Origin of the sequence: Achromobacter spanius, from assembly GCF_002812705.1 — a bacterium.
Lineage (GTDB): Bacteria > Pseudomonadota > Gammaproteobacteria > Burkholderiales > Burkholderiaceae_B > Achromobacter > Achromobacter spanius.
In genome coordinates this window covers 3,499,553-3,519,802 of sequence record NZ_CP025030.1, presented here as the reverse complement: position 1 = coordinate 3,519,802, position 20,250 = coordinate 3,499,553, and the positions used below count along the sequence as shown (strand labels likewise).

18 protein-coding genes, 1 tRNA gene and 1 riboswitch are annotated in these 20,250 nt (G+C 64.5%); of the genes, 10 read left to right on the top strand and 9 right to left on the bottom strand.

Annotation, left to right across the window (positions count from 1 at the left end; translation table 11 throughout):
• The first annotated feature begins 105 nt into the window (after nt 1-105).
• The gene (locus CVS48_RS16025; protein ID WP_100855295.1) at nt 106-1,599 is read left to right on the top strand and encodes a M81 family metallopeptidase; all 1,494 of its coding nucleotides are present in this window, start codon (nt 106-108) and stop codon (nt 1,597-1,599) included.
• 48 nt (nt 1,600-1,647) lie between these two features.
• Here the strand turns inward: CVS48_RS16025 and CVS48_RS16020 are convergent, their stop codons facing one another.
• Together CVS48_RS16020 and CVS48_RS16015 are read right to left on the bottom strand one after the other, a co-directional pair.
• A complete protein-coding gene (locus tag CVS48_RS16020) occupies nt 1,648-2,352 on the bottom strand; it encodes a riboflavin synthase subunit alpha (RefSeq protein WP_100855294.1) in 705 nt (234 codons plus the stop codon).
• Nucleotides 2,353-2,465: 113 nt separating this feature from the next.
• Nucleotides 2,466-3,902: an aldehyde dehydrogenase family protein gene (locus tag CVS48_RS16015; protein ID WP_100857693.1), complete on the bottom strand. Its 1,437-nt coding sequence runs from the start codon at nt 3,900-3,902 to the stop codon at nt 2,466-2,468.
• A gap of 346 nt (nt 3,903-4,248) precedes the next feature.
• On the opposite strand from CVS48_RS16015, the gene CVS48_RS16010 reads away from it, so the two are divergent.
• From CVS48_RS16010 to CVS48_RS15990, 5 genes are all read left to right on the top strand, one after another.
• Nucleotides 4,249-5,052: a FadR/GntR family transcriptional regulator gene (locus tag CVS48_RS16010; protein WP_100855293.1), complete on the top strand. Its 804-nt coding sequence runs from the start codon at nt 4,249-4,251 to the stop codon at nt 5,050-5,052.
• A 177-nt stretch (nt 5,053-5,229) separates the two neighbouring features.
• Nucleotides 5,230-6,687, top strand: a complete 1,458-nt coding sequence (locus tag CVS48_RS16005; RefSeq protein WP_100855292.1) for an MBOAT family O-acyltransferase — start codon at nt 5,230-5,232, stop codon at nt 6,685-6,687.
• A gap of 1 nt (nt 6,688) precedes the next feature.
• Entirely contained in the window at nt 6,689-7,918 is a 1,230-nt protein-coding gene (locus tag CVS48_RS16000; protein ID WP_100855291.1) for a hypothetical protein, read from the top strand.
• A gap of 178 nt (nt 7,919-8,096) precedes the next feature.
• Nucleotides 8,097-8,879: an exodeoxyribonuclease III gene (gene xth / locus CVS48_RS15995; RefSeq protein WP_100855290.1), complete on the top strand. Its 783-nt coding sequence runs from the start codon at nt 8,097-8,099 to the stop codon at nt 8,877-8,879.
• A gap of 68 nt (nt 8,880-8,947) precedes the next feature.
• Nucleotides 8,948-9,023: transfer RNA gene (locus tag CVS48_RS15990), tRNA-Ala, on the top strand.
• 152 nt (nt 9,024-9,175) lie between these two features.
• Here the strand turns inward: CVS48_RS15990 and CVS48_RS15985 are convergent.
• Nucleotides 9,176-10,627 (bottom strand): sodium:solute symporter family protein, encoded by a 1,452-nt coding sequence (locus CVS48_RS15985; protein WP_100855289.1) that lies wholly within the window; start codon nt 10,625-10,627, stop codon nt 9,176-9,178.
• Between the two features lie 101 nt (nt 10,628-10,728).
• A riboswitch (TPP riboswitch) is annotated at nt 10,729-10,833 on the bottom strand.
• A gap of 106 nt (nt 10,834-10,939) precedes the next feature.
• Between CVS48_RS15985 and CVS48_RS15980 the strand changes: the two genes are divergently transcribed.
• Together CVS48_RS15980 and CVS48_RS15975 are read left to right on the top strand one after the other, a co-directional pair.
• Nucleotides 10,940-11,722 carry a 3-oxoacyl-ACP reductase gene (locus CVS48_RS15980; RefSeq protein WP_100855288.1) on the top strand — a complete coding sequence of 261 codons (783 nt, stop codon included), beginning with the start codon at nt 10,940-10,942 and terminating at the stop codon, nt 11,720-11,722.
• Nucleotides 11,723-11,727: 5 nt separating this feature from the next.
• Nucleotides 11,728-13,029 (top strand): LLM class flavin-dependent oxidoreductase, encoded by a 1,302-nt coding sequence (locus CVS48_RS15975; protein ID WP_172616191.1) that lies wholly within the window; start codon nt 11,728-11,730, stop codon nt 13,027-13,029.
• Here the strand turns inward: CVS48_RS15975 and CVS48_RS15970 are convergent.
• Both CVS48_RS15970 and CVS48_RS15965 read right to left on the bottom strand, forming a co-directional pair.
• Nucleotides 13,026-13,232, bottom strand: coding sequence for a hypothetical protein (locus CVS48_RS15970; protein ID WP_100855287.1), 207 nt, complete (start codon nt 13,230-13,232; stop codon nt 13,026-13,028). The genes CVS48_RS15975 and CVS48_RS15970 overlap by 4 nt on opposite strands.
• Before the next feature lie 261 nt (nt 13,233-13,493).
• The gene (locus CVS48_RS15965; RefSeq protein WP_100855286.1) at nt 13,494-14,177 is read right to left on the bottom strand and encodes a MarC family NAAT transporter; all 684 of its coding nucleotides are present in this window, start codon (nt 14,175-14,177) and stop codon (nt 13,494-13,496) included.
• A 300-nt stretch (nt 14,178-14,477) separates the two neighbouring features.
• Between CVS48_RS15965 and hutG the strand changes: the two genes are divergently transcribed.
• Together hutG and CVS48_RS15955 are read left to right on the top strand one after the other, a co-directional pair.
• Nucleotides 14,478-15,281: an N-formylglutamate deformylase gene (gene hutG / locus CVS48_RS15960; protein WP_050447943.1), complete on the top strand. Its 804-nt coding sequence runs from the start codon at nt 14,478-14,480 to the stop codon at nt 15,279-15,281.
• 76 nt (nt 15,282-15,357) lie between these two features.
• Complete coding sequence (locus CVS48_RS15955; RefSeq protein WP_100855285.1) at nt 15,358-16,371, top strand: LysR family transcriptional regulator; 1,014 nt, start codon at nt 15,358-15,360, stop codon at nt 16,369-16,371.
• Between the two features lie 22 nt (nt 16,372-16,393).
• Here the strand turns inward: CVS48_RS15955 and CVS48_RS15950 are convergent, their stop codons facing one another.
• The 4 genes from CVS48_RS15950 to CVS48_RS15935 all read right to left on the bottom strand — a co-directional run bounded on the left by CVS48_RS15950 (nt 16,394) and on the right by CVS48_RS15935 (nt 20,089).
• Nucleotides 16,394-17,326, bottom strand: a complete 933-nt coding sequence (locus CVS48_RS15950) for an electron transfer flavoprotein subunit alpha/FixB family protein (protein ID WP_100855284.1) — start codon at nt 17,324-17,326, stop codon at nt 16,394-16,396.
• On the bottom strand, nt 17,326-18,075 hold the full coding sequence (locus CVS48_RS15945; protein WP_100855283.1) for an electron transfer flavoprotein subunit beta/FixA family protein: 750 nt from the start codon (nt 18,073-18,075) through the stop codon (nt 17,326-17,328). Before CVS48_RS15945 ends, CVS48_RS15950 begins: the two co-directional genes overlap by 1 nt.
• Nucleotides 18,076-18,228: 153 nt before the next feature.
• Nucleotides 18,229-18,897 carry a HutD/Ves family protein gene (locus CVS48_RS15940; protein WP_100855282.1) on the bottom strand — a complete coding sequence of 223 codons (669 nt, stop codon included), beginning with the start codon at nt 18,895-18,897 and terminating at the stop codon, nt 18,229-18,231.
• Nucleotides 18,898-18,901: 4 nt separating this feature from the next.
• On the bottom strand, nt 18,902-20,089 hold the full coding sequence (locus CVS48_RS15935) for an NAD(P)/FAD-dependent oxidoreductase (RefSeq protein ID WP_100855281.1): 1,188 nt from the start codon (nt 20,087-20,089) through the stop codon (nt 18,902-18,904).
• Nucleotides 20,090-20,250 lie beyond the last annotated feature (161 nt).

Genomic DNA, 20,250 nt, shown 5'->3' with positions numbered 1-20,250 from the left:
GGAAATGAACCGGCGCGCGGAGACCCCTATTGCTGAAAGCCCGCGCCCTCTCCAATAATTCGGCAGACCCGGAAATTCACGGACCTGAATCCAAGAGGAAACGACATGCACATCCTGGTGGCTGGCTTCCAGCACGAGACCAATACCTTTGCGCCCTCCAAGGCCGGGTACGACAACTTTGTCCGGGGCGAAGGCTTTCCCGCCATGGCGCGCGGCCAGGACGTGCTGGCGCTGCGCTCGGTCAACATTCCCGCAGGCGGTTTCATCAACGCCATCCAGGCGCAGGGGCATAGCGTGCATCCCGTGATCTGGGCCGGAGCAAGCCCCTCGGCCCACGTCACGCGCGACGCGTTTGAACGTATTGCCGGCGAAATCCTGGATGCCGCGCGGTCGGGCCGCTACGACGCTGTCTACCTGGACCTGCACGGCGCGATGGTCACCGAACACCTGGACGATGGCGAAGGCGAACTGCTGGCGCGGGTGCGCCAGATCGTGGGGCCGGACGTGCCCATCGTGGCCAGCCTGGACCTGCACGCCAACGTCACCGCGCAGATGCTGCAAGAGGCCGATGCGTTGGTGGCCTTTCGCACCTATCCACATGTGGACATGGCGGATACCGGCGAACAGGCCGCGCGCCTGTTGCTGGCCCGTATCGCGGCCGGCTCGCGCTGGACCCGGCACGTGCGGCGCCTGCCCTTCCTGATTCCCATCAACGGCATGTGCACGATGCTGCAACCGTCGCAAGGCGTGTACGAAACGCTGGCCCAGTTGGAGCAGACGCCAGGGGTCACGTCGATGTCGTTCGCGCCCGGTTTCCCGGCGGCTGATTTTCCGGAATGCGGCCCGGTGGTGTGGGCCTACGGCACCGATGCGGCGGCCGTGGAACACGTTACCGACGAGCTGTATCGGCAGGTGCTGGAACTGGAGCCGGAATGGTCGCCCGACTTCCTGGAACCCGCCGATGCCGTGCGCCGCGCTCAGGCGCTGGCGGCGGGCGCATCGCGCCCCATCGTGATCGCAGACACCCAGGACAACCCCGGCGCGGGCGGCGACGCCAACACCACGGGCATGCTGCGCGCACTGGTGGAGGCCGATGCGCAGAATGCCGCGCTGGGCCTGCTCTATGACCCCGACGCCGTGCGCGCCGCCACCGCCGCCGGCATCGGCCAGACGGTGACGCTTAGCTTGGGTGGGCAGTCGGGCGTGGCGGGCGACGCCCCGTTCACGGGGGAATTCGTGGTGGAAACGCTATCGCCCGGCAAGCTGCGTTTTGACGGGCCGATGATGCACGGGATGGATGTGAACCTGGGCGCCGTGGCCGGCCTGCGAATCGGCGGCGTGCGCGTGGTGGTCAGCGCCAGCAAGGCGCAGATGCTGGACCGCAACCTGTTCCGCGTGGGCGGGGTGCAGCCCGAGGAAATGGGGATTCTGGTCGTGAAGAGTTCGGTGCATTTTCGCGCCGACTTCCAGCCCATCGCGCACGAGGTGCTGGTGGCCAAGGCGCCCGGGCCGATGCAGGCCGACCCCGCGGATCTGCCCTGGACCCGCTTGCAGCCGGGTATCCGCGTGCGGCCTCAGGGCCGACCGTTCGAGGGGTAAAACCTGGGAGAGCCCGGGCTTAACCCCCCGGGCATGAACCCCAGCGCGCTATTTCAGCTTGCCCTGGGGGCTGATGAAGTCTTCCAGGGTCAAGCCCTTTTCCTTCAAGATGGCTTCCAGCAGCGGCTGCAGCTTGCCCAGGCTTTCCTGCACCGTCTCGCGCACGGTGTCGACCACCACCTGCGTGCTGCGTTCGATTTCAATGTTCACGAAATCGCCCACCTGCTTGTCCTCGAACACCGTCATGCGGCGGGTTTCGGGGATGAGCCACACTTCAAACCAGCCTTCGGCGCGGTTCACCTCGGACACGGTCAGGCTGGCGCCGTTGATGGCGATGTAACCCTTGGCGAAGACGTATTTGCGGAACGCTTCCGGGATGCTGAAACGCATCAGCCGGTTGGTGTCCGACGACTTCACCATGACGACTTCAGACGTGAAGTCCACATGGCCCGACAGCGGGTGCCCGCCGATTTCGGCGCCGTCTTTTGCCGCGCGTTCGACGTTGGCGCGGTCGCCCTCGGCGTAGCTGCCCAGCGTGGTGATCGCCAGGCTTTGCAGCATGACGTCGAACGTTGCCTGGTTGTCGGACAGCAGCTCGGTCACGGTCAGGCAGACGCCATCCGTCGACACGCTGGCGCCAATGGCCAGGTCAACACAGAAACCACGGGGGAAATCCAGCGTGAAGGTGCGCAGGCCTTCGCGATCCGCGATCTTCGCGATCGTCGCGGTGCCTTGAACAATACCGGTGAACATACGGATCCTGAATACGGGGCGGCGGGCCCCTGAAGCAAAACATGAACGTTAACCCATATTTTGCCAGGCGCCGCCCCGAAGCAGGCGGGTGGCGAACGCCACCCGCCCTGCCATCAATGACGGATGGCGATGGTCTTCAATGTGGTGAAGCCGTACAGCGCTTCGAAGCCCTTTTCGCGGCCGTAACCAGACTGGCGCGACCCGCCGAACGGCAGTTCCACGCCGCCGCCCGCGCCGTAGTTGTTCACGAAGACCTGGCCGGCGCGCAGCTTGCGGGCCAGGCGCATCTGACGGCCGCCGTCGCGCGTCCAGACGCCCGCCACCAGGCCGTACAGCGTGCCGTTGGCGATTTCCAGCGCCTCTTCCTCGGTGTCGAACACCATGGCGGCCAGCACCGGGCCAAACACTTCTTCCTGCGCCAGGCGGCTGTTGGGCGGCACGTCGCGGAACAGCACGGGCGGCTGGTAATAGCCCGCTTCGGGCGCGCCTTCTTTCAGCGTGCCGCGCGCGGCCACTTTCAGCCCTTCGGCTTCGGCTTCGGCCAGGAAGCCGCGCACGCGGTCATGCTGGCGGCCGCTGATCAGCGGGCCCACGTCCAGATCTTGCGCGGCGGGGCCGGTCACCGTGGCCGCGAACGCCTCCGACAAACGCTTCAATACGGTTTCGTACACGCCGCGCTGGATCAGCACGCGGCTGCCCGCCGAGCAGGTCTGTCCGGCGTTCTGAATGATGGCGGCCAGCAGCACGGGCAAGGCGGCGTCCAGGTCGGCGTCGTCAAACACGATTTGCGGCGACTTGCCACCCAGTTCCAGGGTGACCGGCACGTGGTTGTCGGCGGCGGCGTGGGCCACCATCTTGCCCGTCTGCGGCGAACCCGTGAACGAGATGTGGTCGATACCGGGATGCGCGGACAAGGCGGCGCCGGCTTCGTGACCATAGCCGGTCACGATGTTCAGGGCGCCTGCCGGCAGGCCCACTTCGGCGGCAATCTCGGCCAGCTTCAACAGCGACAGGCACGCATCTTCGGCGGGCTTGACCACGCAGGCGTTGCCCGCGGCCAGCGCCGCGCCCACGCTGCGGCCAAAGATCTGCAGCGGATAGTTCCAGGGCACGATATGGCCGGTAACGCCATGCGCCTCGCGCACCGTCAGCACGGTGAAGCCCGGGGTGTAGGGAATGGTCTCGCCATGCAGCTTGTCGACGGCGCCGGCATAGAACTCGAAATAGCGCGCCACGGCGGCGGCGTCGGCACGCGCCTGCTTGATGGGCTTGCCGGTATCGGCGGATTCCAGTTGGGCCAACTCTTCCTGCCGATCCAGCAGCGCGAAGGCAATCTTCATCAACAGGCGGCTGCGCACGGCGGGCGCCATCTGGCCCCACTCGCCTTCGAATGCCTGGCGGGCGGCCTGCACCGCGCGGTCGACATCCGCCTCGCCCGAGCGGGCGATCGACTCGAAAGGCTTGCCATCGGACGGGTTCAGGACGGGGATGGTTTCACCGGTGGCAGCAGCCACCCATTGGTTGGCGATAAAGTTCTTCTGAGTCACGATGTGCGGAGTAAAGTAGCGGCCGAATGGCCTGGGGTGCGCGTCAAGGCGCGGGCGATGTGAGTGATGCGATGTGCTGCGTATCTGGTGGCGAATACCTGTACGCAACGGTCGTAAAGCAAACTGAGGAAAGCGAACTTGTGAAGGCAAACTTATGAAGGCAAATTAAGGGAGCCCCCCTAACTTGTCAAATGAATTGACAGCTTTCTTCCTAAGCTTCGGGATTTTTGACTCCAGATTCGGGTAATCCCTTAGATATCAAGCCATTGCCTGCCGGCTTAGCACCCGCGATTTTTGTCATGGCGACTGACAACCTTCGGCTTTCTTCAACCTCTTCAGGAACGCGCCAATGAGCGATGTGCGTGACCCCCAATTGGACTCCCTGCTGGAATCCGCCTCGCGCCCCCGTCCCGAACTGGACGTGCTGGCGGACGTGGCGTCGGGCTTGGGCTATGTGCGCGCCGAGCGCTTTGCCGAGCGCGTCTATGAAAGCCTGTTCTACGCGATTGCCACCGGCAAGATCGCCCCCGGCAACAAGCTACCCACTGAATTGGAACTGGCCGCGCTGTTCGAGGTGTCCCGCCCGGTGGTCCGGCAGGCGCTGGACCGCTTGCGCGAAGACCAGTTGGTGGATTCCATCCGAGGCTCGGGCACCTACGTCCGCGCCAAGCCCGACCTGATGGGCGGCATGCCCGCCGTCGACCCGGCACGCCGCGTCGGCCACATCCTGGACGGCCTGGAACTACGCATGGTGATCGAACCCGAATGCGCCTACCTGGCCGCCCTGCGCCGCAGCAGCGACGACCTGCGCGAGATGGACCGCATGCTGACCGGCTACGAAGAGGCCGACGCCTCCGGCGCCATCGCCCACCATTACGACTACGGCTTTCACCGCGCCATCGCCACCGCCACCAGCAACCAGCGCTTCGTGCAAGTGTTGAAATCGCTGGAATACGACGTCAGCCACGCCGTCAACGTCATGCGACACCTGGTACACAGCGAACCCTGGAAACGCACCCGCGCCGCCATCGACGAACACCGCCACATCTACCGCCTGATCCAGGAACAAGACGCCGACGGCGCCCGCAACGTCATGCGGGCGCATATTGAAAAAGCAAAGAGCCGGATGCTGAACAGCGGCTCGGAGAGTTGATCAGGCGTGTCTAGCGCGAAACCCTACTCATTAATTCGACACGTTAACACCCCGATACACCGACCTATATAATTCCGCGGCCCGCACCCGCGCGCCCCGCCCCTTACGCCGCAAGCTACCACGCCCCTCGGGTGCTGGGCTGGCATGCGCATTGCGAAGCGAAGAAGTCCCCTATAGATGCTGTTCAACACCTACGAATTCCTGTTCGCCTTCCTTCCCGCGACCTGCCTGGTCGGCTGGTTCCTGTTGGCGCGCAATGCGACCCGGCTCGCTATCATCTGGCTATTCGTCGCGTCGCTGGTGTTCTACGGTAGTTGGAGCGCCGAGGCAATTCCCCTGTTGCTGGCCTCCGCCCTATTCAACTATGGCTCGGGCGCAGCCATCGAACACGCTGAACGACATCGCAAAGCACTACTTGGCCTCGCTGTCGGTTGCAACCTGCTGCTGCTCGGCTATTTCAAATACAGCAATTTCCTCGTGGAGAACCTTGCGCCCCTGCTCGGCCTGACGCCGGGCACCCGCCTGGATATCGAGCTACCGCCAGGCATCTCTTTTTTCACGTTCACCCAGATCGCCTATCTGGTTGATACCTACCAGCGCAAGACACATGAGCGCAGGCCTGAAGCCTACGGGCTGTTCGTGACGTTTTTTCCGCATCTGGTAGCTGGCCCCATTTTGCACCACCGTGCCATGATGTCCCAGTTCACGCGCCTGGGCCGGCACAGCATCAACGCCGAAGTCCTGGCCGTGGCCTTGGGCTTCCTGCTGATCGGCCTGTTCAAGAAAGTGGTGCTGGCCGATGGCATCGCGCCGTATGTCGGACCGGTGTTCGATGCCGCGCGCGACGGCAAGCCGCTGACCGCCGTCGCCGCATGGGTTGGCAGCCTCGCATATACCTTCCAGTTGTACTTCGATTTCTCCGGATATTCCGACATGGCCATCGGCCTGGCGTATCTTTTCGGCGTACGCTTTCCGGTCAATTTCAATTCACCCTACCGGGCGCTCAACATCATTGAATTCTGGCGCCGCTGGCACATGACGCTATCGCGCTTCCTGCGGGACTATCTCTACTTTCCGTTGGGGGGCAATCGCAAGGGCTCCTCGCGGCGATCCGTGAACCTGATGCTCACCATGCTGCTGGGAGGTCTCTGGCATGGCGCGGGCTGGACCTTCATCGTGTGGGGTGGCCTGCACGGTGTCTATCTGCTGGTCAACCATGCCTGGCAGGGCTCTGGACGGCGCATGCCGGGGATCGTGGCCGGGCCGCTGACGTTCGTGGCCGTAGTCTGCGCCTGGGTCTTCTTCCGCGCCGACAACCTGCACGCGGCGGGCAATCTGCTGCAAGCGATGTTCAGCCTTAACGCGACGCGGGCGGATATCGCCGAGGCGCTGCCCGCCGACGTCGCTACCCGACTGGCCATCCTGGCGGCGATCGCGTTCTTACTGCCCAACACCCAGCAGTTCTTTGCCCGCGCCTATACCCCGGTCGAGACGGAAGGACCGCAGCCGACGCCCCTGCCGCACCGATGGGCTTGGAAACCCACCGCGCCCTACGCCATCGGCATCGCAGCGTTGGGAGTCACTGCCCTGTTACTGATGGGTCGCGTGTCCGAATTCATCTATTACCAGTTCTGACATGACGGCGCGCAACTACCTGATCGTCCAATCATCCTTGTTGCTGGCGGCTCTGGCCGCCGTGGGTGCGTTCAACGTCGTGATCGACCCCTACAGCCTCTACAACTTGGTCTCTCGCCCCGGCTTCAACGCGGTAAAACCCGAGGTCACCAAGCATTTGCGGATGGCGAAGGCCAAATCCGTCGCCTGGGCCAATCCCGACGCGCTAATCCTGGGCAGTTCGACCGCCGAAACGGGCCTGGATCCCTCCGCCCTGCACGGGGCCGGGCGCGCCTACAACCTGGGCCTGAGCGGTGCGAATATCTACGAGGTCCGCCGCTATTATCAGCACGCCCGCTCGACGGGAAGGATAAAGCGCGTCGTCGTGGCCGTTGATCTGTTCATGTTCAACGCTAATCTGCCCAACCGGCCGGACTTCAACGAACAACTGCTGAACGTGACGGCGGACGGTTCGCCCAACCGCCAGATCAGCAAACTGAACCTGGCCACGCTGTTTTCACTGGACACGACACGCGCCAGTCTGGCGACATTGCAAGGGCAGGATCAACCCAACGCGTTCCTGCCCAACGGCCAGCTCGAATGGAACTACCGCAGCGCCCATATCCGGCAATACGGCTACGGCGGAGCCTTCGCCTATGCAGAGACCTTCATCCGTGAAGGCTCTTTTCTGCCGCCGCCGTCGCGCGCCTTCAGCTTCACTCGTCCTGACGGGTACGACAGCATTGCGGAAATCGCCAGGATCATGGACATGGCCCGCCAGGACGGCGCCGACCTGACAATCGTCATTTCCCCGTCTCATGCGCGGCTGCTGGAAAGCATGCAGCAACTTGGGCTGTGGAACGTCTTTGAAGACTGGAAAAGACGACTTGTGCACGCCGCCGACGCTTCGACCGGCGGTAACATCACCGTTATCGATTTCAGCGGTTACAACGCGGTCACTACGGAAGCTGTGCCGACCAAGGATGACAAGGCGTCGCAGATGCACAATTACTGGGACGGTTTCCACTTCAAGAAGGAAATCGGCGACCGGATACTTGAGCGTATCGCCAACCGTTCCCCCGCCGACGACACTTTCGGTGTGGTACTGACCCAAGCCAACCTCGACAGCCACCTCGGCCGGATCCGCGCCGAGCGCGACCATTGGCGCAGCACGCATGGCGACGATATCGCCGATGTCGCACGCAACCTGGAGCCGCCATCTCAGCGTGACCAGACCCACGTCCCGCATTGAGCCACTGCCGCCGCCAGCGTTCAGTCCCTGATCGATTGCAGCATCAGCAGGTATCATCTGGCCTTCTCCATGGCGCCCGCCAACCACGCCACGGATGAGTAGCCAGATTTGTAGCTAGATCGGTTTTTTGGAAGGCAGCACCCCTGAGAACCGCATAAACAAACGGTCTACAACAATCATGAAACTCGCCACCTGGAACGTGAACTCCTTGAACGTACGCCTGCCACAGGTGCTGGATTGGCTGGCGGCCAACCCTGTTGACGTACTGTGCATCCAGGAACTGAAGCTGACGGATGACAAGTTTCCCGAGGCGGCTTTCAAGGAAGCCGGCTACCACGCCGTCTGGGCGGGCCAGAAGACCTATAACGGCGTCGCGATCGTGTCGCGGGTGCCGGGCACGACGATGGTGCGCAACATTCCCGGCTATGAAGATCCGCAGCAACGCGTGCTGGCGCTGACCTTTCCCAGCCCTGAAGGCGACGTGCGCGTGGTGTGCGCGTATTGCCCCAACGGGCAGTCGGTGGATTCGGACAAGTACGTGTACAAGCTGGCGTGGTTTGACGCCATGCGCAATTGGCTGGCCGACGAGATCAAGCAGTTTCCGCGCCTGGCCGTGCTGGGTGACTACAACGTCGCGCCCGCCGATGAAGACGTGCACAACCCCGAAAAGTGGGAAGGCCAGGTGCTGGTATCCGAACCCGAGCGCGCCGCCTTGCGCGCCCTGCTCGACCTGGGCCTGACCGATTCCTTCCGCCTGTTCGAGCAGCCGGAAAAGTCGTTTTCGTGGTGGGACTACCGGCAATTCGCCTTCCGCCGCAACGCCGGCCTGCGGATCGACCACGTGCTGCTGTCCGCGCCGCTGATCAAGCGCTGCGTGGCCTGCGTCATTGACAAGGAACCGCGCCGCAACGAGCAGCCGTCGGACCACGCGCCGGTCGTGGCCACGCTGGAATTCGTCTGAAAATAATTGCCTGGCGCCGTATTGCGCGGCGCTTTGAAGTTCAGGTATAGTTTTGCTCTTGCTTCATTGGGGCGGTAGCTCAGCTGGGAGAGCGTCGCGTTCGCAATGCGAAGGTCGGGAGTTCGATCCTCCTCCGCTCCACCAAACACCAGACGGAAAAGCCTTGGACACCAACACGTGTTCCAAGGCTTTTTTGTTTTTGGGGCTACATAGCTGCGTTCTTAGGCTGCGTTCTTAGGCTGCGTTCTTAGGCCGCAGCCCAAGACCGTAGTCCAAGACCGCAGTCTTTGCCCCCGTCAGACCACATCCTTATCCAGCCGCCGCACCGCCGCGCTCAGCGTGGACAAATCAAACTCCTTCGCCCCCCGGCGTACCAGGCGCATCAGCACCGTTACCACAACCGGCACGAACGCCGCCAGCAGAAACGATTCGAGCAGGAACGTGGGCTTGTCGCCCGGCGCCGGGAAGAAGAACAGCCCCACGGCCAGGCCCGCCGCCGTTGCCGTGGTGGCCGTCACGCCATCATGTTTGCGGCTGAACAGGCCGTAGAAAACCGGAAACGCCGCGGCCGAGCACAGCAGGTCGGCCAGCAAGAATAGATACAACACGCTGTAGCCTTGCGAGGCCACGATCATCACGGGAATTGCCAGCAAGAGCACGGCCCAGCGGGCCAGGCGCTTCATGTCGCGGCCATTGGCGTGCGGCATCAGGCGGCGCATGTCCACCGCCACGATGCTGGACACCGCGCTGATCGCCGTGTCGGCCGTGCTCATGACCAGCGCCAGGCCCAGCGGAATCAAGGCGATCACGAACCAGGCCGGCGCGTGCGGCATGATGACGCTGAACAGCGCGACAGAGCTATCACCCTGCGGCGCCAGGCCCACGAACGCCAGGCCGAACAGGCCCATCAAGAAGATGAACGGCGCGGCAAGGATTCCGCCCAGCAGGAAACCATTGCGCATCGACCGCGCGTCTTTCGCGGCGTAGATGCGCTGCCAGTTGCCCTGATGGAAGATGCCCGTCAACAGGATCGCCACGAAGAACGTCAGGCCCGCCTTCACGCCCACCGGATCCGTCAGGTCCAGCAATTGGGGCGCGCGGGCTTGCAGCGCTTCGATGGTGGGCAACGCGCCGCCCGCCGCCTGCCAGCCCACCACGCACAGGATCACCAGCAACGGCACGATGACCATCATCTGCACCTGGTCGGTGAAGATCGACGAACGCAGCCCGCCGTAGGTGGTGTAAAGCAGCGTCGTGCCCATCACGATGGCGGCGGTGGCCCACAGCGGCACGGGCGCCAGCATGGTGACCAGCTTGGCAATCGCCGTGACTTCGGCCGACAAGGCAATGAACAGATAGAACAGCATGATGAAAAGCGCCAGCCCATACATCGGCCGGCCATAGCGCGCCATCAGGAATTCGGTCAGGGTATGGCCGTGCGGAATCAGTTCACGCATGCGTCGCCCCAGCGGAATCATCACCAGGCGCGGAGACATGGACCCCAGCGCATAACCGATCACCGCCGCCAGTCCGCCCCAGGTGGCGGCCTGCGCGGGCGAGAACAGGATCCAGGCGCCCAGCGTAGACGCCATCAACGTCAGGATGGTGCCGAACGCGCCCTGGCTGTTGCGGGCCACGATGTAGTCTTCCAGCGTGCCGCGCTTGCGACGGGTATAGAGCACGCTGGCAACGGCGAAGCCGCCTGAAAACAGCAGCAGCCACAACAAGGCGGTGGTTTGGGTCAGCATGAAAAACAGTCCTCCCTGGCCCGGCCGACAGCCGGACGCGCAATGCGGCGGCCCGTGAGGAACAGGGGCCGCTGATGGATGAAAGTCTAGGGAGGGCGCACGAACCGTGCGATGTCCTTCCCTTCGCCGGCATTACCCGGATCAGGTTCAAAGGGTTACCGCATGACGCGGAATCTCAGCCCAAACGGGCTCCCCCAGGAATAGCCGCAAGATTAGGGTCGCGGCGGGCCAATGTCAACGCATGGATTCGTGCTAAGTTCGCCCGCGTGCGGCACCTGTTTGCAAGCGTGCCGGTGAACCGAAGAGCCCACCATGTCCATTGCCCATCGCTCCCCTGCCCTGAACGAACAACTGGTTATTGTCACGGGCGGCGCCCGTGGATTGGGCGCGCACATCACGCGGGCCTTCCTGCGCGAGGGCGCGCGCGTGGTGATCAATTATCTGAACAGTGCGGATGCCGCCCAGGCGCTGGCCGCTACCGCGTCCGACCGCGCGTTGGCAGTGCAGGCCGACGTGCGCGACGCCGCTGCCGTGGCCGGGATGATCGCGCAGGCGCAAAGCCACTTCGGCATGCCGGTGACCACGGTGGTCAACAATGCGCTGCCCGCCTTTCAGTTCAATGGCGATGCGCGCCCCCACGCCGACACCCTGACCTGGGACAACCTGAATCAGCAGATCGAAGGCTGCGTACGCGGCGCGCTGAACACCACGCAGGCCGCGCTGCCCGGCATGCGCAGCGCCGGCGTCGGCCGCATCATCAACATCGGCACCAATCTGGTCCAGAACCCGGTGGTGCCCTATCACGACTACACCGCCGCCAAGGCCGCGTTGCTGTCGTTCACCCGCACGCTGTCGCAGGACCTGGGCCCCGATGGCATCACGGTCAACATGGTGTCGGGCGGCTTGCTGCGCACCACCGACGCGTCGGCCGCCACGCCCGAAGCGGTGTTCGACCTGATTGCCGCCAGCACGCCTTTGCGTGCCGTCACCACACCCGAACAGTTCGCCGACGCGGTGCTGTTCTTCGCCTGCCCCTGGTCGCGCAGCGTCACCGGCCAGAACCTGGTCGTGGACGGCGGCCTCGTCAAGAATTGATCGCCATGCTGCACCTGAACCTGTTCATCTTCGGCTGCGGACACCACCGCGCCGCGTGGCGCCACCCGGATTCCGCCGCCGAGCGCCTGGGCGACATCCGCTATTACGAAGCGCTGGCGCAAACGGCCGAACGCGGCAAGCTCGATGCCATTTTCTTTGCCGACGGGCAGTCCACCGACAACATCGGCGACGGGCCGCGCTGGTACCTGGAACCGCTTACGACCATGGCCGCGATTGCGCGCGCCACCCATCGCATCGGCTTGATCAGCACGGTGTCCAGCACCTTTTTCACGCCCTTTCACGCGGCGCGCATGGTCGCGTCGCTAGACCACATTTCGGGCGGCCGGATGGGCTGGAACGTCGTCACGTCCATGTTCGACGCCGAAGCGCGCAACCACGGCTTTGAAGCCATGCCCGGCCACGATTGGCGCTACGCGCGCGCCGAAGAATTCGTCGACGTGGCCTTGCGCCTGTTCGACTCGTGGCAAGACGACGCCTTGGCCATCGACCGCGACGGCGTCTACGGCATCCCCGAACGCGTACGGCAGATCCTCCACCACGGCGACCATTTCCTGGTGGACGGCCCCCTGACCGTGCCGCGCCCGCCGCAAGGGCATCCCGTGCTGTTCCAGGCGGGCGCGTCCGACCAAGGCCGCGACCTGGCCGCCCGGCGCGCCGAAGCCATCTATGCCGTGGCGTACGACCTGCCGGCCGCGCAAGCCTATTACCGCGACATCAAACAGCGCGTGCGCGCCGCGGGCCGCAGCGCTTTTGTGCCGATCATGCCGGGCCTGGTCACCTATGTGGGGTCGACCGAGGCCGAAGCGCGCGCCAAGCAGCGCGAGCTGGACGTGTTGTTGCCCAGCGATGCGTCGTTGCGCCAGTTGGGCACTTTTGTGTTGCAGGATTGCGCCGCGTGGGAATTGGACGCCCCGGTGCCAGCGCTGCCGCCCCTGCATGAGTTCAAGGGTCCGAAGGGGCGCTACGCCACGATTTTGCGGATTATCGAAACCGAGCAGCCCACCGTGCGCCAATTGCTGGGGCGCCTGGCGGCGGGCGGCGGCCACTGCACCATGGTGGGCACGCCGGAGCATATTGCCGACCAGATGGAACACTGGTTCAAGAACGAAGGCGCGGACGGGTTCAACTTGATGCCGCCGTCATTGCCGGGCGGTATCGACGATTTCGTGGATCAGGTCATTCCTGTCCTGCAACGGCGCGGGCTGTTCCGTACGGAATACGAACACAGTACCTTGCGTGGACATCTGGGTCTGCAACGGCCTGGGGCCCCCGGCGGCGCCAGTTAGTTCGTCATCAATGGCGCAGGCTCGACATGCTTGGGGGCAGCCTTCGGCGCACGCGGCAAGGCCTTGGCCGCGTACTTGCGGGCTTGGCGGGCGGCTCGGTGGGTGGCGAACCAGTCATAAAAAACAACGCCAGGGCGGCGCAACAGCACGGTGGCAATGCCTACCGCTACAACCACTGCAATAACCAGGGTCAGCCAGAACATCTGACGCCCTCCTTGAAGACATCGCGGTACGAAACCGGCGGAAAAAATCGCGCTGGAAAGGCTCACAACCAGCGCCTGCGAAAAGAAATTTACTCCACAATCGTCGCGAAATACGCGATAACGGAATGGAAAACACTGTTCCGTAACGCCGAGAAACACGTCATGAAAAAGCGGTAGCCGGTGCGCGACCTGCCGCGCACCGGCTACCGCAAGCCCTACGTTACGCGGCCTCTGTTACACCGCCGCGATCATTCCACTCATCTAGCCGCCCGCATGCTGGCTCACGATTTCCAGCACGCCGTTGATGACGAACTGGACCCCCATGCACACGAGCAGAAAGCCCATCACGCGCGAGATGGCTTCGACGCCGCTCTGCCCGATCACGGCCACGATGCGGCCCGCCGAACGCAGGCACACCCAGAACAGCACGCCCAGCAAGACGAAGACGATGACGGGGGTGACGACCACCACCCACTCGGGGTATTGCGGCGTAATGGAGCCATCCACCGAGGCCGCGCCACTGATGATCATGGCGATGGTGCCGGGCCCCGCCGTGCCCGGCAGCGCCAGCGGCACGAATGCAATGTTGGGCACCTGCCGGGTTTGGGCGTCGGCCGCCGCTTCCGCGGCCAGCGTGCGAGGCTCCGCCGGCGGGAACAGCATGCTGAACCCGATGCTGACCACGATCAGCCCGCCCGCGATGCGCAGACCAGGAATCGAAATGCCGAACGTGTGCATGATCCACGCGCCCGCGTAGTAAGTCACCAGCATGACGCCCACCACATAGAACGCCGCCTGCGTCACCTGGCGTTCGCGCTCTTTATAGGGAATCTGCCCGCCCAGTGACAGCAGCAAGGTCATGGACGTCAGGGGATTGGCCAGGGGCAGCATCAGCGCCAGGCCAAGGCTGGTGAGCTTGGCCAGTTCAATCAGGTCATCAATCATGGGACTCCTGAAAAAAGTGCAGGCAAAAAAGTACGGGCAAAACAAGCGCGGGCCTTGCCGCGCGCTGTGTAGCGCACTCTACCTTACCCATTTCCCGGTGTCGCCCCACCCGCGCCATCAGCATCAGGCTTGCTGATTATCAACATCCATTAAACTGATGCAATTGCCGTGGCGGATGGCGCTGCCTAGCATAGCTGGATAGCTGGCACAGCAACGACCGCACGACGCTGTCATGCCCCGCCCGCGGCGCCTGTCAGCCCCCCCACGCCGCGCATTCATTTTGTGACCCGGAGTTTTCCCTTGAGCGACCTCTTTCATTTCAGCCGTGGCACCGCCCCGCTGCTGATTTCCATTCCCCATCTTGGCAGCCAGATTCCCGATGCGCAGCGCGCGCAAATGACGCCCTTGGGCTTGCAGTCCGGCGACACCGACTGGCACCTGGACACGCTGTATCAATTTGCCCAGGCCCTGGGCGCGTCGGTGATCGGCGCGCGCTATTCGCGCTATGTGGTGGACCTGAACCGCCCGCCCAACGACGAAAGCCTGTACCCCGGCCAGACCAAGACGGGCCTCTGCCCCACCCAGACCTTCCGTGGCGATGCGCTCTACCAGGACGACGCCGTGCTGACCGACGCCGAACGCGCGCAGCGCTTGCAGACCTATTGGCAGCCGTACCACGCGCAACTGCGCAGCGAAATCGACCGCATCAAGGCCGAGCACGGCACCGTGCTGCTATGGGAAGCGCATTCCATCGCCAGCGTGTTGCCGCGCCTGTTCGACGGCAAGCTGCCCGACCTGAACATCGGCACGTCCGACGGCGCCGCCTGCGCGCCCGACATCCTGGCCGCCGTCCAGGCGCAACTGGACCCTTGCACCGACTACACCTGGGCCGTCAACGGCCGCTTCAAGGGCGGCTACATCACGCGCCACTATGGCTCGCCGGCCGACAACGTACACGCCATCCAACTGGAAATGTGCCAGTCCACCTACATGGACGAAACGCATCCCTACGGCTATCGCCCCGACCTGGCCGGCCGCGTCATCCCGGTGGTCGAAGCCATGGTGCGGGCCGCGCTGGAGCAGACCACGGCGCGTCAGCGTTAAGCACTAAGCGCTGAGCGCTAAGCGATAAACGCCAAGCGCCAGCCTTTCCTCCACCGTATCCAGGACAACCCAGGCCATGAACCGCTTTTCCTTCAGCACGACGGAAAACTATCCGGAATGGAGCCTGCTGTTGACCTGGGTGGCGGTGGTGGAAGCCGCGTCGGTGTCCGGCGCGGCGCGCCTGCTGGGCCTGTCGCAAGCGGCGGTGTCGCAGCGGGTCAAGCAACTCGAAGCCGCCATGTCGACCGAGCTGCTGGACCGCAGCACACGGCCGGCGCGGCCTACCCCGGCGGGCGAACTGCTGTTCGATCACGCCGCGCGCCTGTTGGCGCAAGCCGGCGACATGACGGAAAGCGTGCGCAACCTGAGCCGCGCCAAGCGCAACATCGTGCGCTTTGGCTGCGTGGATTCCTTTGCGGGCACCTTGGGGCCAACCTTGATTCACGGCCTGTCCGGCGCGTCGCGCCAGATTCGCTTGTGGTCGGGCATTACGCCCGTGCTGGACAAGCAACTGGAAGACCGGCAACTGGACCTGGTGGTCACCACCAGCGCCGTGGCGGGCAAGCCCACCATCCGCAAGATCAGCCTGTTCAGCGAACCCTATGTGCTGATCGTGCCGCGCACGCTGGACGTGGACAAGATCGGCTCGTTGAAAGACCTGGGCAAGCGCATGCAGTTCATCCGCTACAGCGCGCGTTCGTTCATCGGCGCCGAGATCGACCGCCTGATCGAGGCGCACGACGTGATGATCGAACGCACGTTCGAATTCGACAACACCGACCCGCTGCTCAGCCTGGTCACGGCGGGCATCGGCTTTGCGATCAGCACGCCCCTGTGCATCTGGCAGTCGCGCCATTTCGTGGACCAGTTGCGGGTGCTGCCGCTGGCGCCCTATCTGGGTGTGACGCGTGCCGATGACCCGGGCCTGTCGCGCACGCTGTACCTGGCCTCGCGCCAGCAAGAGGTGGGCAAGCTGCCCACCGAGGCGCGCGACGTGATCCTGATGGCGGTGGAACGCCTGATCCAGAAAGACATCGCGCCGGCCCTCGGCCTGCCGCCCGCCACGCTCTGGCGCAGCACGCGGCGTTGACACGGGCGGGCGCTTAAATTCCCTACAGCGACGTCGTCAGCGCCGGCACGGCATCGAACAGGTCGCCCACCAAGCCATAATCCGCCACGCCGAAGATCGGCGCATCGCCGTCCTTGTTGATGGCGACGATGGTCTTGGAATCCTTCATGCCGGCCAGGTGCTGGATGGCGCCCGAGATCCCCACCGCGATGTAGAGCGCCGGCGCCACGATCTTGCCGGTCTGCCCCACCTGCCAGTCGTTGGGCGCATAGCCCGCGTCCACCGCCGCGCGCGAGGCGCCCAGCGCCGCGCCCAGCTTTTCGGCCAGCGGGTCCAGCAGCTTGAAGTTATCGGCGCTGCCCAGCCCGCGCCCGCCCGACACCACCACGCGCGCACCGCCCAGTTCGGGCCGTTCCGACGCGGCGATTTCTCGGCGCTTGAATTGCGTGAGGCCCAGGTCGGCCACGGCGGCAATGGGTTCGACCACTGCGTTGCCGCCGTCCTCGGCCGCCGCATCGAACGCGGTGGAGCGTATCGTCGCCACCACGACGGCATAGCCGTTCTGGACCGTTGCAATGGCGTTGCCCGCATAGATGGGACGCTTGAACGTGTCGGGCGCCAGCACCTCGATCACATCCGACACCTGCTCCACATCCAGCAGCGCGGCAATGCGCGGGGCCACGCTCTTGCCCTGCGTGGTCGCAGCCATGAATACATGCGTGTAGGTGTCTGCGGCAGCGGCGACCGCTTGCGCCGCAAGATTCTCGGCCAGGCCATCGGCCAGATGCGGTGCATCCGCCAGCAGCACTTTCTGCACGCCCGCGATGCGCGCGGCAGACTGCGCCACGGCTTGTGCTTCGGCGCCCGCCACCAGCACATGGATCGGCATGCCCAGCTTGGCGCCGGCGGCAACGGCGTTGCGCGTGGCGCTGTTCAGAGTGTGGTTGTCGTGTTCGGCAATAACCAGGACAGTCATCAGATCACCTTCGCTTCGTTCTTCAGTTTGTCGACCAGCGCGGCCACATCGGCCACCTTGATGCCGGGCGCGCGCGCCGCGGGCTCTTCCACGCGCAAGGTCGACAGGCGCGACGCGGGGTCTACGCCCAAGCCCTCGGGCGTTTCAATGTCCACGGGTTTTTTCTTTGCTTTCATGATGTTGGGCAGCGTGACGTAGCGCGGTTCGTTCAAGCGCAAGTCGGCCGTCACGATGGCGGGCAGGGTCAGGTCCAGCACTTCCAGGCCGCCGTCCACTTCGCGCGTGACACGCGCCGTGCCGCCGTCGATCTCGATGGCGCTGGCGTTGGTGGCTTGCGGCCAGCCCAACAGCGCGGCCAGCATCTGGCCCGTCTGGCAAGCGTCGTCATCGATGGCCTGCTTGCCCAGGATCACCAGCGCGGGCTGTTCTTTCTGCACGACGGCGCGCAGCAGTTTGGCCACGGCCAGCGGTTGCAGCGCGGCGTCGGTCTGCACCAGCACGCCACGGTCGGCGCCGATGGCCAGCGCCGTGCGCAGCGTTTCCTGTGATTGCGCGGGGCCGCAAGACACGGCGACAACCTCCGTCGCCACGCCCAGCTCTTTCAGGCGCACGGCCGCCTCGACGGCGATTTCATCGAACGGGTTCATCGACATCTTGACGTTGCCGATGTCCACGCCGCTTTGATCGGCCTTCACGCGCACCTTGACGTTGTAGTCAACCACGCGCTTGACCGCGGTTAATACCTTCATGCAAACACTCCTGGGTCAGGGAATCAATGAACGCCTTGCGCCGCAACCGCGCAGGACGTCAAAAATGGATCGAATAGGACAGGGTTAAACCGCGCACCTCAAACAGCGCACCCAAACAGCACGGATCACACAGCACGGATCACACCGCACGACTCACACGGCAACCGACGCCAGTACGCGCACGTCCAGCACCACTGCTGCCACACCATCCCGCACCGTGGGCTGTGCAAGCGCAAAGGCCTGCCGCGCATCGATGCCACAGGACGCGCCGGGCACGCCGAGCACATAGCTGCCCGCCGCCAGCGCAATGCCAGCATCGGCCGCTCCCTGGTTCAAGCGCCCCGCCTCAGCGGCGACGACAATGCGCAGCGTGTGCGCGGCGGCGCCGTCTTGCGCCAGCCCGCCCGCCTCTACAGCAGCCTGGCCGCCGCCAACGCTGACGACGCTGGCCGCCGCCGAGCCGCGCAACACAAACAGGTTCAGCACGCGCACCGGTCCATTGACCAGTCGGGAGTGCAACGCCGCATCGCCCGCGAAGGCCGTGGCCACACCGGGCGCAAGCGTGATGCGCCCGGCATCCGCCACATCCGCCGCCTCCGCCGCATCCACAACCAACTCCACACCACCGCCCGTCAACACCACCGATACGCGGTCATAGCCGGGAAAGCGGGAATACGGCCCGTCGCGGTCGATGTCCGCCACGCTCACCCGCCACCGCGGCGGTTGCTGGGCAGCGTCCACCGACAGCGTGCGCGTCACGCCGCCGCCGTTCTTCCAGGGTTCGGGCGTGACGGCCAGCCAGCTTGCGTGCAGCGGGCGCATCGCGTTACGAGACGGCGCCAAGGCCGTACTTGCCGGTCAGCAAGGCACCGCTTGCAAAGCGGCCGATGTCATAGGGCTTGAGCGACACGTCCGTGGCCAGCCCCAGCGCTTCCTGCGCCAGCACGCGGCCCACCGTCGGCGACAGCTTGAAGCCGTGGCCCGAAAACCCGAAGCCCACGATCAGGCCCTGCACGCCCGGCACGCGGCCCAACACAGGGTTCCAGTCCGGGGTGACGTCGTACACGCCCGTCCAGGACGAGGCCAGGCCCGCCGTCTCGTAGGCGGGAAAGCGCGTCGCCACCTGCTCGCCCACTTCGGCCACGTAGTCCAGCGGAATGTCGCCTTGCTCGGCATCGCTGTTTTGCAGCGCCTCGCCCACGATGCCTTCGCTGACCAGCATCTGGTTGCCGCCATAGCTGCGGCAATACAGCATGCCGGGCGAGGCCAGGTCCTTGAAGACCGGCATCGAATAGGTATAGGGCGCGGCGTCGCATTCCAGCGCCAGCACGGCGTGGCGCTCGGGCACCACGGGCATGGCCACGCCGGTCCAACCCGCCAGTTCGGAGGTCCAGATGTTCTGCGTGCTGATCACCACCGGGCTGGCGTAGTCGCCTTCCGAGGTGGACACGCCCACCACGCGGCCGTTTTCCACCAGCAGTTTTTTCACGTCCACGTTTTCGCGGATGGTCACGCCACGGCGGCGGGCGCCGCGCGCGAAACTGGTGGCCACCAGGTAGGCATCGGCAAAGCCCGCTTCCGGTTCAAAGCCGATCAGCGCGGCATTGTCGAACGAGGCAATGGGCAGCAGCTCGCGGGCCTGGGCGGGGTTCAGCAATTCCAGCGCAATGCCCTGTTCGCGCTGCTGGTCCAGCGCGCTCTGCAAGGGCGCCAGCTTGTCGTCGTCAGCAGCGGTGATCAGATAACCGCACTTGACCAGGCCGCAGGACGCTTCGTCGTCACCGACGTAACTGGCAAAGTGGTTGAACACGTTCCAGGAACGCTGCGCCAGCTCCACGTTTTCGCGCACCGAATAATGGGTGCGCAAAATACCGGACGACTGCGAGGTCGTGCCCGCGCCGATGGTCGCGCGGTCCAGCACCAGCACGTTCTTCGCGCCCAGCTCCGCCAGGTGGAACGCCACCGAACTGCCGATCACGCCGGCACCAATCACGATCACGTCATAACTTTTCACGACAAGGCTCCAAGGACAAGTGGCGCGAGTGTGAACCTGCGTTGTCTGGCCGATCGCAATATAAGCATCGCGAATACTTAATAAAAGCGCGGCAAGAACAGGGCGTGACGGAAGCGAATTGCTTAAGCGCAGCGAATTTTGACCATCGCCGCTCCTTATAT

Excerpts from the sequence above, each read along its gene's own strand:
- CVS48_RS15985 (WP_100855289.1), bottom strand. The coding sequence starts at position 10,627 with ATGCTGACCCAAACCACCGCCTTGTTGTGGCTGCTGCTGTTTTCAGGC.
- CVS48_RS15970 (WP_100855287.1), bottom strand. The coding sequence starts at position 13,232 with ATGTTCTGGCTGACCCTGGTTATTGCAGTGGTTGTAGCGGTAGGCATT.
- CVS48_RS15945 (WP_100855283.1), bottom strand. The coding sequence starts at position 18,075 with ATGAAGGTATTAACCGCGGTCAAGCGCGTGGTTGACTACAACGTCAAG.
- CVS48_RS15950 (WP_100855284.1), bottom strand. The coding sequence starts at position 17,326 with ATGACTGTCCTGGTTATTGCCGAACACGACAACCACACTCTGAACAGC.
- CVS48_RS15940 (WP_100855282.1), bottom strand. The coding sequence starts at position 18,897 with ATGCGCCCGCTGCACGCAAGCTGGCTGGCCGTCACGCCCGAACCCTGG.
- CVS48_RS16005 (WP_100855292.1), top strand. The coding sequence starts at position 5,230 with ATGCTGTTCAACACCTACGAATTCCTGTTCGCCTTCCTTCCCGCGACC.
- CVS48_RS16025 (WP_100855295.1), top strand. The coding sequence starts at position 106 with ATGCACATCCTGGTGGCTGGCTTCCAGCACGAGACCAATACCTTTGCG.
- CVS48_RS16010 (WP_100855293.1), top strand. The coding sequence starts at position 4,249 with ATGAGCGATGTGCGTGACCCCCAATTGGACTCCCTGCTGGAATCCGCC.
- CVS48_RS15975 (WP_172616191.1), top strand. The coding sequence starts at position 11,728 with ATGCTGCACCTGAACCTGTTCATCTTCGGCTGCGGACACCACCGCGCC.
- CVS48_RS15980 (WP_100855288.1), top strand. The coding sequence starts at position 10,940 with ATGTCCATTGCCCATCGCTCCCCTGCCCTGAACGAACAACTGGTTATT.
- CVS48_RS16020 (WP_100855294.1), bottom strand. The coding sequence starts at position 2,352 with ATGTTCACCGGTATTGTTCAAGGCACCGCGACGATCGCGAAGATCGCG.
- xth (WP_100855290.1), top strand. The coding sequence starts at position 8,097 with ATGAAACTCGCCACCTGGAACGTGAACTCCTTGAACGTACGCCTGCCA.
- CVS48_RS15965 (WP_100855286.1), bottom strand. The coding sequence starts at position 14,177 with ATGATTGATGACCTGATTGAACTGGCCAAGCTCACCAGCCTTGGCCTG.
- CVS48_RS15955 (WP_100855285.1), top strand. The coding sequence starts at position 15,358 with ATGAACCGCTTTTCCTTCAGCACGACGGAAAACTATCCGGAATGGAGC.
- CVS48_RS16000 (WP_100855291.1), top strand. The coding sequence starts at position 6,689 with ATGACGGCGCGCAACTACCTGATCGTCCAATCATCCTTGTTGCTGGCG.